This window comes from Pseudomonas sp. MPB23 (assembly GCF_046605395.1).
Taxonomy (GTDB): domain Bacteria; phylum Pseudomonadota; class Gammaproteobacteria; order Pseudomonadales; family Pseudomonadaceae; genus Aquipseudomonas.
In genome coordinates this window covers 2,471,122-2,487,730 of sequence record NZ_CP176771.1, presented here as the reverse complement: position 1 = coordinate 2,487,730, position 16,609 = coordinate 2,471,122, and the positions used below count along the sequence as shown (strand labels likewise).

The following is a 16,609-nucleotide window of genomic DNA, read 5'->3' as shown; positions in this document are numbered from 1 at the left end:
AGGGTATCGGGATGCGTGAGGCAAGGTGGCAACAGACGCCTCGTCCTCGCGGTCGAATTCGGGGAAGAGCAGGGAGACTTCCATTCTTGAGGTTCGATGCAGACACGCCCTGCGGCCCGGCTGTCGTTAACCAAGCCATCGACGCAGTCGACGTCTTGGCCCTGCGGGCTTCCACTATCCTGCCTACGGCCAGTCGGCCTGCGCGCTCCGCTTGCCTGAACCGAGGCGCGACTATAACCACAGCGTATGTCCACGGCGCTTTTTCATGTGAGCGATCTTCTTGCAGACTGGCTAAATCTGATTTCTCCAGCCACGTGGACATGGTCGTTTACAAGTCCAAGCCATCAAGCGGATATAGAATCTCTTCCTTTACAACTGCGAGATCCGCGTTTTTTAAGAAGAAATAGAAAGTAGAATCAACAACCTTCAGCTGCCTGGAGTTGGAGTCATATGCCAGCACAGGCGGGCTAATCCCCTTCCCGGACTGAACCTCTGCAAGCCCCTTAAGAACTGAGGTTAACTGAGATCCCTTCAGATCATCCTTGCGATGATGTATCTGCTTGATAGCATGCAATAGGGCCTCTTTGCTAATGCCCCCGTTGATCCCTGCAAACCCAATTTCAAGGATATGCATGACGATATAGTAGTTCAGGAAGTATGGCAGCGGTTTCGTCTTATCAATAACGGAAGTATTACCGGACGCTATAGCCTCCAGGTTTTTAAGGTGCCTACCGGAGTAGTCTTCCGACTTCTGCCTAATCGCTCTGGCGACAACGTCCATGTCATCTATAAATCGGTTATCGGCCTGCGTCTCGGTGATGCCAGCTTCTAGGCAAATGACCTTAATCAGCTCTTGGAATACACCCACACTCTTGAAAGCATTGTCGATGCATTCTTGTACGACGACTCTGGAGAACTGAACATTTAGTTCAGGCGCACCCTTATCAACGATTCTAAGGAAGTCGGCCTCGTGCCACGGTTCTACGGGGACTTCTGCAACCCTGTCTTGTAACTCGCCGTTGAACTGAATCAGACGGTTGGCTTCTTTCCATACACCAAGAATTACGAACCGTATCTTAAGGTCATGAAAAGTCCTTAGGTCAAAAGCGAAATCTCTTTGAACGCTTTCGGGTAGATAGTGAAAGTTCTCTAGAATAACGGTTTTTTTAGTACCGAACTTTACCATCAGACTAGCGACATCATCAGGTAGGTCGAGATTAAATTCGATCTCTTCGTATTTATCCTCGACCTTGTAAGCGCTTTCATTCTCAACGGCGACTTCAGCTCGCCCCTTTAGCACCAAAGCGATAGCCCCCTCAATAAAAGCTTTTCCTTTCACCTTAGAGGTATCGCCTGTACCTTCGGTATACGACGTCTGTAACGTAACGCCTGATTTTCGTAAAATGGATTGATATATATTTCGGATAGTAGTTTTAGGCGATAAGCTCACCACGATATTGTCATCGTAGCTTAAGTGCTTCTTGACCAGCGCCGTTTTGCCCTGCTTCGATGCGCCGTAAACGATAATTTGATGGCCCGCCTCTAACGCTGAAGTAAACTTGTCATCGACGTGCGCTCTCTCTACGTAGCTGCAAATATCTTCACTGCTTACGCCAAATACTTCTTCAACTTTTTTCAAGCTGCAAACTCCATTTTACAATCTGTGAGCACTGGACTTAGTGGCGCAATGCTACTATCAAGCTAGGGGTGTGTCTATGCGCCACTCAGGATGGCTGGATGCAGGCGAAAGCGAGGGGCTTGCATTGTGCCAAACTCAAACCAACCTTCTATGATTTCGTTGGTACGATCGGGCGATGGGCGTGCCAAATGTGCCATAGTCACGCAAGGTGATTACGTATGGTGTTATGGGCCAACAGATCAATACGCTGCCCCTACCGGGCCGTCTGTCGTGAACCAAGCGACCGAAGTGTTCCGGCGTCTTTGCCTTTCGGCGTCCAATCTCGCGCGTGCGCGCTCCACTCGCTTACTAGCACCATGTCCAGACTTCTGTCCCACTTAGCAAAACAGAAGTCGAGCGAAGTACTGGCGAGCGGTCTTACAAGGCCATCTTTCGTGATGTAGCGATCAGCTGCTTCAATCCTGCTGCGCAATCCCAGCCGTGTTGAAGTCACGTAGCGTTCGATCAAGCTATCTCAACGTTGGTCTGAAGCGACTAAGGTAGCTGTTAAGCAGATCAAAGCGCGCCTGTTCATCGGTGGAAGGCTCCGGCGCTGATGTCTCGCCCTGTCTCCGCCATTCGATAACTCTGTCCCAAATTCGCCACCTCCGAGTCTCTAAAGAGTAGGCGCAGTCGCTTAGTCCGATACAGAGCAGGTAAGCCTGCTCTGCCGTCAGCAGATGCTCGTCATTACCTTTGCCGAACATAATCCCGCCGTCATGGAGCATCCGGATACATAAGGCATTCGCAGGGTAATGCGGGTCGGCGCCCGTGCCTTCATACAACCACGCTACCCCCATGAAGCGGAATGTCGGATTAACGTCGTACCAAGTGTCTTCAGAGAAGCTTAGTACCTGCTTTTGGCCATCGTATGGCGTCACGTTCAGCAGGCTTCCGACCCATGGCATGCGACTGGCTTACAGGCCTGCGCGTAACAGCGACATGAGCAGCCCTTGGGCAAGCGCATCAGCTTGCCGAGCGTTCCACCGATCCGATACGTCTCCAAGCACCATGTCGATTGAGCTCCCATCCTCAGTCGTGGCTGACACTCGGGTCACCAACCGGTGCAAATAATGTTCGCTCCGGGGAACGTCAAAAAACTTTGGCGTTTTGGATGCAACAGATTTCATTAATAAACTCCGTAAAGGTTTCTATACCTAAGGAATCTCCGAACAAGTCCCGGGTATGCGAAAATCGCCCGACCACCTGATCCGAGCCTCCCATGAGCCAGATGAGCTTTTCCGACTTCGAGTACGCCGGCAAGCGCAAGCAAACCCGCCGCGAACGCTTCCTTGCCGAGATGGATCAGGTCGTGCCCTGGGCAGGTCTGCTTGGCCTGATCGAGCCGTTCTACCCCAAGACCGGTGGCGGTCGAAAACCTTACCCACTGGAAACCATGCTGCGCATTCACCTGCTGCAGAACTGGTTCTCCCTCAGCGATCCGGCCATGGAAGAAGCGCTCTACGAAATCACGCCCATGCGTCAGTTCGCGCATCTGACACTGAGCGCGCCGATCCCTGAAGACACCACGATCATGAACTTCCGGCACTTGCTGGAGAAGCATCAATTGGCGCCTGCCATCCTCGCGGTCATCAACGGTTATTTGCAGGAAAAAGGCCTGTCGCTGCGCCAGGGCACCATCGTCGACGCGACCATTATTCATGCCCCAAGCTCGACCAAGAACAAAGACGGCGAGCGGGATCCCGAGATGCATCAGACCAAGAAGGGGAACCAGTATTTCTTCGGTATGAAGGCCCACATCGGCGCTGACGTTGAGTCGGGACTGGTTCATCACGTCCACGGCACCGCTGCCAATGTGGCCGATGTCACCCAAGTCGCTGAACTGCTCCACGGGGACGAAAACGCGGTCTATGCGGACGCAGGTTACACCGGTGTCGAGAAGCGTGAAGAGCACGAAAATCGTGACGTGATCTGGCAAATCGCGGCTCGGCGCAGCACGTATTCCAAGCTGAACAAACGCAGCCTGTTGTACAAAGCTAAGCGCAAGATCGAGTACTGCAAAGCGCAGACACGCGCCAAGGTTGAGCATCCGTTTCGGGTCATCAAGCGCCAGTTTGGTTACGTGAAAGTACGCTTTCGTGGGCTGATGAAAAACACGGCCCAACTGACCACGCTGTTCGCCCTGTCGAACCTGTGGATGGCTCGAAAACGACTGATGGGTTTGGGTGAGTTGCGCACTTAACACGGAGAACCGGGCGGAAAACGCTCCGCCGCACACTGTATTAGGCCGTTTTCAGGGAATAGCGCTGAGTGCCGGGCGAATTACGGCATGCCATCGCTGCGCGGCAAGTTGATCGGAGCATCCTTAGCACCGAGATGTGAGCTATTGCAATGCTTGCAGATAGTTCTGAACTTGCTACCGTTAGAAGACTTAACGCCAATGACAGCATCAGAGTTGACTCCCATAACCTCCGTCAGGTGAGCCTGCTCAATTTTTGTTATTGTTATACTGCCCTGAGGCGGAACATGATCCCAACTGAGAGGGCCGAAAGTTCCACAGATCAGGCAATAGCCCTCTCTGAGCTGTGTGTGATGACGGCGCTCTGTGAGTCCTTTCGTGTAGTTTCCCATTACTGCCCCCCTGGCAGGTTTATGCCTCGATCTTAGCAGACCTGCCCTCAACCGCTGCTGGTTAAGCAGACGTATTGAGCGACTGCTCTCGGCACCTTGCAGACACTGTGACCGGGCTTCAGGCCGAGAGTCCCCAGTCGTATACTGCATTAGCCGCACAACTCAGACACGACTCTTCGTGCAGTCAAATTGAATTGAACAGACCGAGATATGAGATGGTTGCAGTGCTCTCCGGTAAGCGCACCAGCGGTTCTCCTTGGGCAGAAGTCGAACGACGGTCACCCCAGATGGCATTCGACCCCACCAGAATAAAATGGGTAAATTCTGTTGCCTTGGAGCTGAAAAGCATTCTCTCAGAGGGGCTGCGGATTTGCGCTATGACGTCTTGTGGGGTGCCGGCAAGCTCAACGAAATCTGAGTCCATATAGAATTCTAGCTCCTCCGCTAGTCGCCAGGTTGGATTGCGGTCTTCCCACGAAATGTACTCGGCTTCGCTTGCGCTTTCAGGTGGCTCTGGCTCCCACTGCTCAAACACTAATTCTTGCGCCTCGGATTCAGTGACGAAATTGGCACCGAAGAGCTGGAAGGGCCAGCAGCCGTCTTGCATCATACGATCTCGATTATTGATGAGTCTTCAGGATCGTACCTGATTAAAGTTGGAGGAGCAGCTTGTCAGGAAAACCCGAATGGCACGGATGCTCACAATCCAACCTCATCATTGTGACTAGGTTGAAAGCTGCCAATACGTCCCGGTGCAATAGGCTGCCCCTCAAGCGTCGAGAGTAGCGATCTGAAACGCGGGGTGATATCACTGGAGTATCATCATTCTCTATGACCCAGCCGCACCGCACTAAAGGACTTCGCCATGCACCAAGTTATCAGCGCCGCTTACTACCGACCTGGATTCGCCAAGAGCGCTTGCGCATGGTTAATGATTGACGGCATTGGCATTGAGCAATGGCTGTCCACTCATCTTGAATGGTCAGACGTCGCAAGCCTTGGTCTTTCTCTGATCTGGCTTATCGACGAAGACGAAAACGCTCTTGCGAACCGTCGCATCATCCCGGCGGAGGATGGAAGCTCCACAATCGTGCCGTTACTGGTCTGTAGCGATGACATGAATTTTGACTGTATCGTCTTGGTCGCAGAGCAGGTAATCGATGCTGACACGGTACACTGGCGGCGCTTCGGTCAAAGTATTTCGGACAAACTGGAAGTTGGAATCTCGACAAAATGGATCGCCGAGAGCAAGCCTGTAAGCTTTGCATTGAAGGACTTCCAAAACGCATTGGAGCAGTTCACTCAGTTGTCGAAGACAAAGCCAGACAACCATTGCGATGAACCCTTAAGCACTCAATAGCCTAGCTTACGTTGCATCATTTTATCGCTATCTAGCCCACTACCACGTTGAAATGTTGACCACGTAGCCCGAATTCACAGTGACCATACATGCTCCCAGAGGACACGCTGGAGCCGCCATCCTAGTAGAATTCGTCGAGCTGATTACCGCCCACTTTGAGATGTTCTATGAGCTCTGAATTAACTGAAGAAGAAATGCGTCGTGCCCTATTCGGTACGCCTCAGCCCGGAGAGCAGATATCTGCTCCTCTAGTAAATGAGCCTGTGGAAGAAGTTGTGTTCGCGAAACCCGTTGTCGCTCCAGCAGCCAAGAAGAAGGTGGCGAAAGCATTTACGCCCAGGCTGCGGGTCACGCTACGGGTTGGAAACGAGTTCGAGGGAAAAATGACCGAGTTGATTCACGAGGCTGATACGTTGAGCTCGTTGCTCGCCGAACAAGATGCGGTGAAGGCTGCCAAGAAAAAATACAAATACGTGGAAGTGCTATCCGTCAAATCGATGTAGAAAAATTGTGCCCATGAGTTGAAAGGTCGCGCGTCTAGGACGCTCTCTTATTTTGAACGAGCAAGCCCTTCTCGGCCCTGCTCTCTGCCTGCATCAACTCGGCGGCGTTGTCGACGAACAGCCCGTCACTTGTGGGTAAGTCTGGCAAACAAGCATAATTTTGTTTTTGGGCTCAAAGCCATGATCAATCATGCAACGCTGCACTTCTGCAGTGCGCCCGATGCTTGCGACGTCCAGATTCGACCCAAGTGGCTTCGCATAGCCGCATGCATACATCACCGGCAAGGCTTCACTATCATTTGCTACCTGGACTGAGAAATGGAGTGATGCTCCCGCTTTACGCCATGAGACCTGCATACGTTCATCCCGGCCTGAATTTGGTTTTATTGGATGGAAGGCTTCGTCCTCTACAAACGGCAACGCTTCGAGCTGCGACAAACTGAGCGGACGGCCCTGCCTTTCCTCGACGCAGGCAGGCATGTTCTTCATTATTTCACAGTATTCAAAGCCGTCTTTACGGGTAAAACCGAGACGTTGCATGCACTGAAAGTGAATTATCTCTTCGTTTATTGGAAAACGGTTTAGTGGCCCTGCCACAGGGTCACCACATTCTGCCATTGCGGCTTTAACGCCCTCGACGGAGGTAGAAGCGCGTTTCCATTGGGTGAAAGACGCTGGTGGCGGGCAGCCGGTGAGTAAAAGTACCGATGAGATCATGACTGGGATGGTAACGATCTGAGATTTGCTGAACATATTTTGTCCTTAATTTATGTCAGGCTACCCATGGTGTCCAAATCTTTGGGGGGCATCAACTGAGATCAATAATCCTGCCACATGACCCCTCTCGGTATCAGACGTCACCTGGGCGGTATCAGGTATACCGGGTCTCAAAACTGGTGATTGGTCTAAGCAATGTCCGTTCTTGATGAGATCTGACTAGCGCTACTCATGGAAAGGCTTAGCAACGCTGCAGTTGCCGTCCATCAACATCTACAGCCAACGGCATGTACGACTCAGGTTGATCATTCATCGACGTCTGACGCCCCTGAGAGCGGCGTAACCAATTCTGGGCCCTGATTACGATCGCTACCCACAGCCTTACTCACCTTATACCAATGAAAATCGGTGGCAGGACGGCAGTGTTTCATCGCGATTTCCCGCGCGCGTTCAGGGGAAGTATCTGAGGCGATCCATTCGCGGGCGTGCTCAGGGGCCAAAACCAGCGGTTTCCGATCATGGATATCTACCATCCCTTGATCACTGGCGGCGGTGATGATGACGAAGCCGTCGCGAGGGTCTGGCTCCAAGCCCTGGTGAACCTCAGCTAACCCAGCGAAGAACATCGGAGCCTGCTCCTTCAGGGTTATGAAGTAAGGCTGCTTCTTCTTTGGATCAGCCGGATCGTTGACCCACTCAAACCACCCGTTTGCCGGTGCAAGTACACGACCGCTTGGCCAGAGCTGATTGAAAAACTTCCCAGTCATGACTGTTTCAACCCTAGCGTTTATCGGGTCAGGACGCTTTCCTTTCGCCCAAAATGGTGACCATCCCCATTTCACCTTATCTACGCTTAATTGGTCGTCCACTGGCCGAATGATCTCCACACGGGTCGAGGGTGCGACGTTGTATCGCTCTACTGGCCAAAGATCGTAGCCGTTGATCACCAACTGCTCTGGCGCGAGCTCCTTCAGGTAGTGATCCATCGATTCGTAGATCGAGTAGCGTCCGCACATGCTGTCACCCGTCGAATAGTGATGCTTATGAGATTGACCACAAGCGAAGCAAATCGTTAACTGTATATACGTACAGTCTACCAATCTAAGGCTTGCATCATGAGCATCACCATCCTCGGCCCTCTCGCTACTGGCGGTAAAAAGCTGCCCCTTTATTCATCCAGGGTACCGGCGGGCTTCCCCTCCCCTGCGGCTGATCACATCGAAAAGCACATCTCCCTTGATGAGCTGTTCGATATTCGAGCCCCGCACGTGTACCTGGTGAGGATCGACGGAGACAGTATGCAGGGCGCCGGAATCTATTCAGGGGATCTGGTGGTTGTTGATCGAAGCATCGATGCGGTCAGTGGCGATATCGTCATCGCCGCGCTGAACTCGGAGCCTTTCTGCAAGCGCCTGCTTCTGCGTGAGAACGCCGTACTCCTCCTGTCCGAGAATCCGAAATATCCGGTAAGACATGTCATGGAGGGCGATGAGCTCGTGATCTGGGGTGTGGTGAAATATAGCGTTCGCGATCATGACAACACGTGAGCCAGTCTTTGCACTGATTGACTGCAACAGTTCCGGGGCTTTGCTAACAGTTAGATACGATTTTTTCTAGAAAATACAGGCGGTTAGGCTAGGTAACTTTTTTCACGTTTTTTTGTTTTTGAGGTGGTGTCGACCACGTTAATCGGGCTCTGCCCATCCGCTATCCATGTGGTTCCAAGGATCAGGCATGGAGGGGCATGGCAGGACTCCACGCGGCAATCGAGTTTCTGGCTGGGTAGTTGCACAGACTTGCCCGCCCGTTTGCATTCGACCTGACCAGTCCTTTGGGCCGGATTCGACCAGCACGCTTCTTGATCATGACCGGCAGAAGACGACCCAAAGCAGCCGTTCGCCAGGACGGTAAACGGCCAAAAGCGGCCATCCAAGGAAGAGAACGCTTGCGCCGCAAGCGGTGTTTGAACGCCAACAAAAGTACGGGCAATTCACGCCCCCGCTGAAGCGTGTATTAATCGCAGTAACGCCTAGACCGCGACAGGCGCCGGGCGCATTCGTGGCCTTTACCGCGCGTTACTTTTCAGTGAGAACCGACGTAGCTTATCGGGCCTGCTCGGAGCCCCGGCCGGTCGCCTGTAACGGGGATCCTATCGCTTTGTTGATCGTCACAAAGCGCGTGCGCAACCGCCCCTCACTCGCCACCAGACTGCGCCGCGCCTGCAAGTAGCTGCGCTGGCTGTCGAGCACCGAACTGAAGTCGATCGTGCCGCCCTGATAGCGGGCCTGCGCCAATGAATAGGCCTCACCGGCACTTTTCACCTGCAGGTCGAGTTGCTGCGCCTGTTGCTGCTCGGCGCTGTAGGCGCTAAGCGCGTCGTCGATTTCTTGCCAGGCTTTGAGCACAGTGCGTTGGTAAGTCACAGCCGCTTCCTGCTGTTGCAGCTCGCGCAGTTGCACCACGCTTTTGCGCCGACCGTGGTCGAACAGCGGCAGGTCCAGGCTGGGCCCGATCGACCAGGTGCGGCTGCCCCAGTCGCTGAATTCCCCGCTCAGGTACGACTCATAACCAAACTTCGCACCCAGGCGAATGCTCGGGTACAACGCTGCCTGTGCCACGCCAATATCCGCCGTTGCGCTAGTCAGCGCGGCCTCGGCGGCGCGAATATCCGGGCGCTGTAACGCCACTTCCGAGGGCAGGCCCAGGGTCAGGTCGGGCATAGTGCTGGGGCGGTCTTCTTCGATTGGCAGTAGCTGGTCATGCAAGGCGCCAGGGCGCTCACCCAGCAGCAGCGTGAGTTGGTTGGCGCTGGCGCTTTCTTGCGCCAGCAGGGCTGGCAATTGGGCTTTAAGCGCCGCTTGCTCGGCGCGTTGGCGCTCGAGGTCGAGGTGGTCGAGCACCCCGCCCTGCACTCGGGCAGACAGAATTTCTACCTGCTCATCCAACGCGGCGATGTCGTCACGGGCCAGGCGGATCTGGCGCTGAGTAGTGCGCAGCTCGAAGTAATTACGCGCCACGTCGTTGGCCAGGCTTTGGCGGGCCAACTCAAGCAAGGCGGCTTGCTGCGCGATATCGGCATCAGCCGCCTCGACGGAGCGGCTGATGCGGCCCCACAAGTCCAACTCCCACGAGGCGTCGAAACCAGCCTGGTACAGGGTGAAGGGTTCGGCGAGCAGCTTTTTCAGGTCGTCGGCGTTGCTACCGGTGCCTATTGCGTCGATCAAGCGGGTGCCGGCGCCGGTTTCACTTTGCCGTTGGCGGGTGGCCGAACCGCTAACGCCGACTTCCGGCAGGCGCTGCGCGGAGACGGTACTGCGCTGCACCCGCGCTTGTGCGAAGCGTAACGAGGCGGTCTTGAGGTCGGGGCTGGCTTGTACAGCTTGCGTCTGCAAACGGTCCAGCACCGGGTCGGCGAATGCTTTCCACCACGCGGCGTGGGGTGCTTGCGTCACACCGGCAGACGCGCGCAGCGAAGGGTCGGCGCTGCTCCAGGTGGTCCAGTCGTCCGGCGCCGCCGCCGTGGGTTTGACCACGTCGGGGCCGACGGCGCAGGCACTCAGCGCCACGGCGCACACCAGCAGGGCCAGGCGTGCAGGGCGATAAACAAACAGCTGAGAGTCGGACATGGCAGGCACCTGAATCAGGAAAGTCGGTTGCGAAACAGCCAGGCTGCCAGTGGCAGCGTGACGGCGCCCATCAGCAGCAAGGGAATAAAATCGAGCCCTACATCGGCGAGCGTCGCGCCTTCGAGGTACACCCGGCGCACGATGCTGGTACCAAAGCGCAGCGGGTTGATGTAGGTAGCGATCTGCAATACCACCGGCATGTTTTTCACCGAGGTGAGAAGGCCCGAGAGCAGCATCAGCGGCATGATCAGCAAAAAGGTGTAAAGCATTGCCTGCTGCATGGTCAGCGACACCGCCGAAATCGAAAGCCCCAGGCCCACTGCCGCCACGGTAAAGGTCACCAGGCCGAGATAAAGCAAGGCCACCGAGCCGGTCATGGGCACGTCAAACCAGAAGCGGATCACCAGAAAAATAATCGTCGATTGCAAGAGCCCTATGCCAATCGCCGGCACGGCTTTGCCCAGCAGAATCTGCATCGGCGTTAGCGGGGTAACCAGCAACTGGTCAAAGGTGCCCTGCTCGCGCTCGCGGGCCACCGACAGTGCCGCGAGCAGCAGCGTTTGCAGCATGCTCAACGAGGCAATCAGCGCCGGCATCAGGTTCCATTGCGACTCAAGGTTGGGGTTGAACCAGGCGCGCCGCTCAATAGTGATACCCGGCGCAGCGCCGCCCAATGAGCCATTGAGGTCGGCGACGATGGAACCCACATAGCCGCCCGCCAGGCCGGCGGACGAGGAATTGCGACCGTCCAAAATCACTTGCAGCGGCGCACGCTGCTGGCTCGCCAGGCGTTGCTGGAAGTCGGACGGAATGCTCAACACCATCAGCGCCTTGCCGTCATCGATCACCGTGGCGATCTGCGCCGGGCTGGTGAGCGTGGCGACCCGCTTGAATACACCGGTGCCGTCCAGCCGCGCCAACAGTTCGGTAGACGCCTGCCCGTGGCTTTGGTCCAGCACCGCGTAGGGCGCGCTGTTGAGGTCATAGGTGGCGCCGTAACCGAACAGCAGCGCCTGGACCAGCGCCGGGCCGATCAGCACCACGCGGCTGGCCGGTTCTTTGACCAGGGCGATCAGCTCCTTGCGTACCAGCGCACCGATCTGCGCCAGGCTCGCTAAAAACGCGTTCATCGGCTCACTCCAGTGTTTTGCGCAAGGTGCGCGTGGTGGCCCAGGTGAGCACCAGCGCATAGAGGCTAAGAACGGCACAACTGCGCACGATGGTCGGCCAGTGGTCGCCCGCCAGAAACAGGGTTTTGATCAAGGCCATAAAGTGCGTGGCCGGCAACAGTTGGCTAATCACCTGAATGACCACCGGCACGTTGCGCAAGTCGAAGACAAAACCGGACAGCATCATGGCGGGCATAAAGCTGGTGAGCAGCGCCATCTGACTGGCTTGGAATTGGTTACGGGTGGCGCCGGAAATGTACAAACCCAGCAGCAACGACACCGTCAGGTAAAGCATCGAACTGAGCACGATAATGACCAGCGAGCCGCGTATCGGCACATGAAATAAAAACGACGAGGCCAGCAAGCACATCACCAAGTCGATGGCACCGATCACCAGGTACGGCGCCAGTTTGGACAGCACCAACTCCAGTGGCCGCACCGGCGTGACAAACAGCGACTCCAACGTGCCGCGCTCCCATTCGCGGGCGATCAGCAGCGAGGTCAGGAATGCACCAATTAGCGTCAACACCAGCACGATCAAGCCTGGCACCAGGTACCAGCGGCTTTCACCGGTTTCGTTGAACCACATGCGTTGCACCACTTCCACGCTGCCACCAGCTGCGGGTTTGTTGCCAGCACGGTCAGCCTGCTGCTGCGCCCAGCCACCAATGGCGCCGCTGACATAGCCTTCGATAATCGATGCGGACGTGGAGTCGACGCCGTTGAGCATCAACTGAATACGCGCATCGCCAGCCGCCAGACGCCGAGAAAAATCCAGCGGGATGCGCACAATGCCGTCCACTTCACCAGCCTGTAGCATCCGCTCGGCTTCGGGCATATCGGCCACCCACACCGGCGCCAAGTACTTCGAGCCCTCAAGCCCCGCCGCCACGTCACGGGCGGTGGCCGAATGGTCTTCCAGCACCAGCGCGACCGGCGCATTTTCCACGTTGAACGAAAGGCCGTAGCCAAACAGCAGAATCAGCGCCAACGGCAACAGCAAGCCCACTGCCAAGTTGCTTTTGTCGCGCAGCAACTGCCGCACTTCCTTGCGCAGCAGCGCGGTAAACCGGCTGCTGAAACCTGATGCACGGGTGCTCATGGGTGCGCGCCCTCGGTTGTCGGGCGGCTGGCGGCGCGGCCTTGTTCCACGATGGCGATAAATGCGCTGTTCATGTCGTTGCCGGCAGCGCCACCGGCCTGCTCGCGCACCTCGCTCGGGGTGCCAAGCGCAAGCATCTTGCCGGCATCCTGAATGGCGATGCGGTCGCAGTACTCGGCCTCTTCCATAAAGTGCGTGGTGATGATGATGGTCACGCCGCTCTGCGCCAGCGCGGTGATGGTGCGCCAGAAGGCACGCCGGGCCAGGGGATCGATGCCGCTGGTGGGTTCGTCGAGAAAGAGGATTTCCGGTTCATGCAGCAGGCCAGTGGCCATGGCCAGCCGCTGCTTGTAACCGCCTGGCAGCAGGCCACTGACGGCTTTTGCTTTGAGCTCGAATTGCTCGAGGGTGGCGGCGATGCGCTGCTGCAGCACTGCGCCACGCAGGCCGTAGGCACCGCCAAAAAATTCGAGGTTTTCCAGCACTGTGAGGTTGCCGTACAGGGCGAATTTTTGTGATACGTAGCCGATGCGCGCACGGGCCTCGGTGCGGGCGTTGCGCAGGTTCAACCCGGCCACTTGCAGTTGGCCACTGGTGGCCGGCAGCAGCCCGCAAAGCATACGAAAGGTGGTGGTTTTGCCAGCGCCATTGGGGCCGAGCAGACCGAATATCTCGCCGCGCGCCACTGCAAACGAGGTGCTGGCGACGGCGGTGAAATCACCAAACGTGCGCACCAGATCTTGCACCTCAATGGCGGGTTTACCATCGGTTTTGCGGGTCGCGGTGCCGGCGCTCGCATGTTCAGCCAGGTTCGCTGCTTCAGGTACCGGCGTCGCCTGCGCGCTTTCGTGATGCTGACGCAGCATCATCATGAAGGTGTCTTCGAGCTCAGGTTGCCGTTGCTGGTAGGCCACCCCGACCAGCACTGTTTCCAGCGCAGGGCCGTCGGTGTCGGTCTGGCGGATAAAGCGCACAGCGCCGCCTTTGGGCACGGCATCGACTATCGCGTCGCGGGCGTCGAGCAAACGCGCCTGCAGGTCGCGCGCCGGCATGCCTGCCGGGGGTGTCGCCACGTAGGTCAAGCCATGGGCTTTTTGCGTCAGCGCCGCAGGCGTGCCCTCGGCCAGAATGTTGCCTTCGTGCATCACGAATACGTTGGCGCAGCGCTCTGCCTCATCCATATATGGGTGCTGATAATCACGCTGAGGTTTTCGTCATCCACCAGCTGCTGCACGATTTTCCACAAGTCGCGGCGCGACAGCGGGTCGACGCCCACGCTCGGCTCGTCGAGTAACAGCAAATCGGGCGAGCGCACCAGGGTGCAGGCCAGGCCAAGCTTTTGTTTCATACCGCCGGACAGTTTGCCGGCCGGGCGATCGGTGAACCGCGTGAGGTCGGTCATCTCCAACATGCGGGCGAAACGCTCGCGGCGAACCGCCTGCGGCACGCCATGCAAATCGGCGTAGAGGTTGAGGTTTTCCTCCACGCTTAAATCTTCGTACAGGCCGAAACGCTGGGGCATGTAGCTGATGCGGTCTTGCACCGTCTGTGGCTGCGCCGACACATCGATACCCAGCACGTGCAGGCTGCCGGCGTCGGGCTTTAGCAGCCCGGCCATCATGCGCAAGAGGGTGGTTTTCCCCGCGCCATCGGGCCCAACCAGCGCCGTCAATTCGCCCGCGCGCACGGTCAGCGCGATGTCGTTGACCGCATGCAACGGGCCACCGCCCGGCGCTTCGAAGGTTTTGCGCAAACCCTTGGCCGCAACGGTAATGGCGGCGTCGGTCATTGCACGGCGCCAGTGGCCAACTTGACGGTGGCCGGTTGGCCCAGGCGCAGTGCGTTGTCGGGGTCCTTAACCAGCACGCGCACTTCGTACACCAGGCTGGTGCGCAGCTCTTCGGTTTGTACGGCTTTGGGGGTGAACTCGGCCACGGAGGAGATATAACCCACCGTGCCGGCGATGGCCCGGTCAGGAGAGGCATCAGTAAACACGCTGGCATTCATGCCGGGTTTGACGCGGCCAAGGTCCGGCTCGTTGACGTACACGCGCACCCACTTGGGCTCGGTCAATGCCAATGCCAGCACCGGGCGTTGCGGGGTGGCCATGTCGCCCGGTTCCAGCAACCGCGAACGCACCACGGCATCGGCAGGTACTTTGAGTTGGCCTTGCTCAACCTGGTGTTGCAACAGCGCCAACTGCGCTTGCGAGGCCTTCAGTTGAGCCTCTGCACCGGCTAGCTCTTCCTGGCGCGGGCCGATTTCGGTCAGGCGCTGGGCCTCCTGGCGCTCAGCTACCGTGGCCCGCGCCACTTGCACGCTGCTCTTGGCGCGATCGAGGTCTTGGGCACTGACGCCACGGCCTTTGGTGGAATCGGCGATGCCTTGCAGGCGCGCCAGGTCTTGCGCCGCACGCGTGGCATCGGCCTGCGCCGCCAGTGTGCGGCTGCGCGCCTGGGCGATTTCCTGGGGCCGTGAACCGCTGCGCAGCAGCTTCAGATTCTGCTGCTGCACCTCGATCTGCGCCTGCGCCTGCTCGGCTTGCAATTCGAGCGTGCGGGTATCGAGAACAGCCACCACATCGCCCTTGTGCACCCCCTCACCCTCATCGACGCTTAGCGAAGCGATGCGGCCGTTGCCATCGAAGGCCAGCGAGATCTGGCGAATATCGACGTTGCCATGCAGCACCAGGCCGTCGTCTTTTTTGCCCGAGCTGAACTGCAGCCCGGCCCAGAACGCCAGGGCTACAACGCCAAGGACCACGAGGATGACTGGCAGTTTTTTCATGGTGTATTTCCACGAGACATGAGAGCGACAGGGAGGTAAAGACAGCCTAGGTTAAATTGAATTTAAACTAAAACTCAAGCACTATCACCGGATCCTGGGTTGTTTGATGGAAAGGCTAGATGAGTAAAAGTCCCCGCGCCGCGCGTATCGACGGCGAAGTTACCCGCGCTCGAATTCTGGAGGCGGCAGGGGCGCTGTTTGGCACGGCAGGCTTTGCCGAGACCACCAGCAAGGCCATTGCGGCCAAGGCTGAGGTGGATCTGGCTTCCATCAATTACCACTTCGGCGGACGCGACGGGCTCTATCAGGCCGTGCTGGTGGAAGCGCACCGCCGCGTTCTGGATGTGACCGCATTGCAGCACATCGCAGAAAGCGAGCTGCCGGCATCGGAAAAACTTAGAAGCCTGTTTGAACAACTGGTGCCCAAAACAATGGGCGACGCCAACAGTTGGCACCTCACCGTGCTGGCCTCGGAATTTTTTGCGCCCTCCTCGCACCTGCAGGTGCTGATGCAGTCGGAGGTGCCGATTAAGGTGTCGCTGATCCTGGGCCTCGTCGCGCAGCTCACCGGTATTCCCATGGGCAACCCTGCCCTGCTGCGCTGCCTGCTTAGCGTTGTCGCGCCTTGCCTGATGCTACTGATTGGGCAACGCAATATTCCCGGCCCTATTCAGGAAATCAGCGCACTGCCGCGCGAAGAAACCGTCGAGCACCTGTACCACTTCGCCCTGGCGGGACTGGAAGCCGCAGGGCGCAGATTCCGCGCAGAACCGGGCTAAGGCGCTGTTGCTGTCATCAGTTGCGCAATGCCGCTGCGGGCATTGGCCTCGCGCGCCAGCACGCGCTCTTCGGCACTGGCGTAGTGGCGGTCCCAGGCCAACACCTTGGGTGTCATTAGCTTGTGCCACAGGGGCGGGATCATGGCGGCGATGATGGTGGTCAGATAACCGCCCACCATCATGGGCGCATCGGCAAACGGCTTGAGGTCTACGAGAGGAGATTTCACAACCGATTCGGCGTCTCCTACGAAATGGCGGCGATGCGCAGCTCAAGGGTGATTCTCGCAAGCCCATAT

General features: G+C 57.2%; 14 protein-coding genes and 1 pseudogene. 5 read left to right on the top strand and 10 right to left on the bottom strand.

Annotated elements, in window-relative coordinates; all coding sequences use genetic code 11:
* Positions 1–328: 328 nt before the first annotated feature.
* Positions 329–1,639, bottom strand: a complete 1,311-nt coding sequence (locus ACLH0J_RS11570) for a hypothetical protein (protein WP_124526719.1) — start codon at positions 1,637–1,639, stop codon at positions 329–331.
* Between the two features lie 1,261 nt (positions 1,640–2,900).
* On the opposite strand from ACLH0J_RS11570, the gene ACLH0J_RS11565 reads away from it, so the two are divergent.
* Positions 2,901–3,881, top strand: a complete 981-nt coding sequence (locus ACLH0J_RS11565) for an IS5 family transposase (protein ID WP_124530037.1) — start codon at positions 2,901–2,903, stop codon at positions 3,879–3,881.
* Between the two features lie 573 nt (positions 3,882–4,454).
* On the opposite strand, the gene ACLH0J_RS11560 is transcribed toward ACLH0J_RS11565, so the two are convergent.
* Positions 4,455–4,880 (bottom strand): hypothetical protein, encoded by a 426-nt coding sequence (locus ACLH0J_RS11560; protein WP_411392070.1) that lies wholly within the window; start codon positions 4,878–4,880, stop codon positions 4,455–4,457.
* A gap of 255 nt (positions 4,881–5,135) precedes the next feature.
* Here ACLH0J_RS11560 and ACLH0J_RS11555 point away from each other — a divergent pair, with 255 nt between their 5' ends.
* Complete coding sequence (locus ACLH0J_RS11555) at positions 5,136–5,630, top strand: hypothetical protein (RefSeq protein ID WP_256912332.1); 495 nt, start codon at positions 5,136–5,138, stop codon at positions 5,628–5,630.
* 167 nt (positions 5,631–5,797) lie between these two features.
* Positions 5,798–6,133, top strand: coding sequence for a hypothetical protein (locus ACLH0J_RS11550; protein WP_411392069.1), 336 nt, complete (start codon positions 5,798–5,800; stop codon positions 6,131–6,133).
* Positions 6,134–6,226: 93 nt separating this feature from the next.
* On the opposite strand, the gene ACLH0J_RS11545 is transcribed toward ACLH0J_RS11550, so the two are convergent.
* Positions 6,227–6,886 carry a hypothetical protein gene (locus tag ACLH0J_RS11545; RefSeq protein WP_411392068.1) on the bottom strand — a complete coding sequence of 220 codons (660 nt, stop codon included), beginning with the start codon at positions 6,884–6,886 and terminating at the stop codon, positions 6,227–6,229.
* A 269-nt stretch (positions 6,887–7,155) separates the two neighbouring features.
* Positions 7,156–7,866 (bottom strand): SOS response-associated peptidase family protein, encoded by a 711-nt coding sequence (locus ACLH0J_RS11540; RefSeq protein ID WP_411392067.1) that lies wholly within the window; start codon positions 7,864–7,866, stop codon positions 7,156–7,158.
* A 99-nt stretch (positions 7,867–7,965) separates the two neighbouring features.
* Here ACLH0J_RS11540 and ACLH0J_RS11535 point away from each other — a divergent pair, with 99 nt between their 5' ends.
* Complete coding sequence (locus tag ACLH0J_RS11535; protein WP_411392066.1) at positions 7,966–8,397, top strand: LexA family protein; 432 nt, start codon at positions 7,966–7,968, stop codon at positions 8,395–8,397.
* A gap of 555 nt (positions 8,398–8,952) precedes the next feature.
* Here ACLH0J_RS11535 and ACLH0J_RS11530 read toward each other — a convergent pair.
* From ACLH0J_RS11530 to ACLH0J_RS11510, 5 genes and pseudogenes are all read right to left on the bottom strand, one after another.
* Complete coding sequence (locus ACLH0J_RS11530; protein ID WP_150570762.1) at positions 8,953–10,476, bottom strand: efflux transporter outer membrane subunit; 1,524 nt, start codon at positions 10,474–10,476, stop codon at positions 8,953–8,955.
* Between the two features lie 14 nt (positions 10,477–10,490).
* Positions 10,491–11,606 carry an ABC transporter permease gene (locus ACLH0J_RS11525; RefSeq protein WP_056791185.1) on the bottom strand — a complete coding sequence of 372 codons (1,116 nt, stop codon included), beginning with the start codon at positions 11,604–11,606 and terminating at the stop codon, positions 10,491–10,493.
* Between the two features lie 4 nt (positions 11,607–11,610).
* Positions 11,611–12,747: an ABC transporter permease gene (locus ACLH0J_RS11520; protein ID WP_056791187.1), complete on the bottom strand. Its 1,137-nt coding sequence runs from the start codon at positions 12,745–12,747 to the stop codon at positions 11,611–11,613.
* Positions 12,744–14,536 (bottom strand): annotated as a pseudogene (locus ACLH0J_RS11515) (ATP-binding cassette domain-containing protein). The gene ACLH0J_RS11520 and the pseudogene ACLH0J_RS11515 overlap by 4 nt, the downstream one beginning before the upstream one ends.
* Positions 14,533–15,534 carry an HlyD family efflux transporter periplasmic adaptor subunit gene (locus ACLH0J_RS11510; protein ID WP_056791193.1) on the bottom strand — a complete coding sequence of 334 codons (1,002 nt, stop codon included), beginning with the start codon at positions 15,532–15,534 and terminating at the stop codon, positions 14,533–14,535. Before ACLH0J_RS11510 ends, ACLH0J_RS11515 begins: the two are co-directional and overlap by 4 nt.
* A 119-nt stretch (positions 15,535–15,653) precedes the next feature.
* Here ACLH0J_RS11510 and ACLH0J_RS11505 point away from each other — a divergent pair, with 119 nt between their 5' ends.
* On the top strand, positions 15,654–16,313 hold the full coding sequence (locus ACLH0J_RS11505) for a TetR/AcrR family transcriptional regulator (RefSeq protein WP_056791196.1): 660 nt from the start codon (positions 15,654–15,656) through the stop codon (positions 16,311–16,313).
* On the opposite strand, the gene ACLH0J_RS11500 is transcribed toward ACLH0J_RS11505, so the two are convergent.
* Entirely contained in the window at positions 16,310–16,540 is a 231-nt protein-coding gene (locus tag ACLH0J_RS11500) for a hypothetical protein (RefSeq protein WP_056791198.1), read from the bottom strand. The genes ACLH0J_RS11505 and ACLH0J_RS11500 overlap by 4 nt on opposite strands.
* Between the last annotated feature and the right edge of the window lie 69 nt (positions 16,541–16,609).

Coding starts and splice junctions, on each gene's coding strand:
- ACLH0J_RS11510 (WP_056791193.1), bottom strand. CDS start 15,534: ATGAAAAAACTGCCAGTCATCCTCGTGGTCCTTGGCGTTGTAGCCCTG.
- ACLH0J_RS11530 (WP_150570762.1), bottom strand. CDS start 10,476: ATGTCCGACTCTCAGCTGTTTGTTTATCGCCCTGCACGCCTGGCCCTG.
- ACLH0J_RS11550 (WP_411392069.1), top strand. CDS start 5,798: ATGAGCTCTGAATTAACTGAAGAAGAAATGCGTCGTGCCCTATTCGGT.
- ACLH0J_RS11545 (WP_411392068.1), bottom strand. CDS start 6,886: ATGTTCAGCAAATCTCAGATCGTTACCATCCCAGTCATGATCTCATCG.
- ACLH0J_RS11565 (WP_124530037.1), top strand. CDS start 2,901: ATGAGCCAGATGAGCTTTTCCGACTTCGAGTACGCCGGCAAGCGCAAG.
- ACLH0J_RS11520 (WP_056791187.1), bottom strand. CDS start 12,747: ATGAGCACCCGTGCATCAGGTTTCAGCAGCCGGTTTACCGCGCTGCTG.
- ACLH0J_RS11560 (WP_411392070.1), bottom strand. CDS start 4,880: ATGATGCAAGACGGCTGCTGGCCCTTCCAGCTCTTCGGTGCCAATTTC.
- ACLH0J_RS11525 (WP_056791185.1), bottom strand. CDS start 11,606: ATGAACGCGTTTTTAGCGAGCCTGGCGCAGATCGGTGCGCTGGTACGC.
- ACLH0J_RS11535 (WP_411392066.1), top strand. CDS start 7,966: ATGAGCATCACCATCCTCGGCCCTCTCGCTACTGGCGGTAAAAAGCTG.
- ACLH0J_RS11540 (WP_411392067.1), bottom strand. CDS start 7,866: ATGTGCGGACGCTACTCGATCTACGAATCGATGGATCACTACCTGAAG.
- ACLH0J_RS11505 (WP_056791196.1), top strand. CDS start 15,654: ATGAGTAAAAGTCCCCGCGCCGCGCGTATCGACGGCGAAGTTACCCGC.
- ACLH0J_RS11555 (WP_256912332.1), top strand. CDS start 5,136: ATGCACCAAGTTATCAGCGCCGCTTACTACCGACCTGGATTCGCCAAG.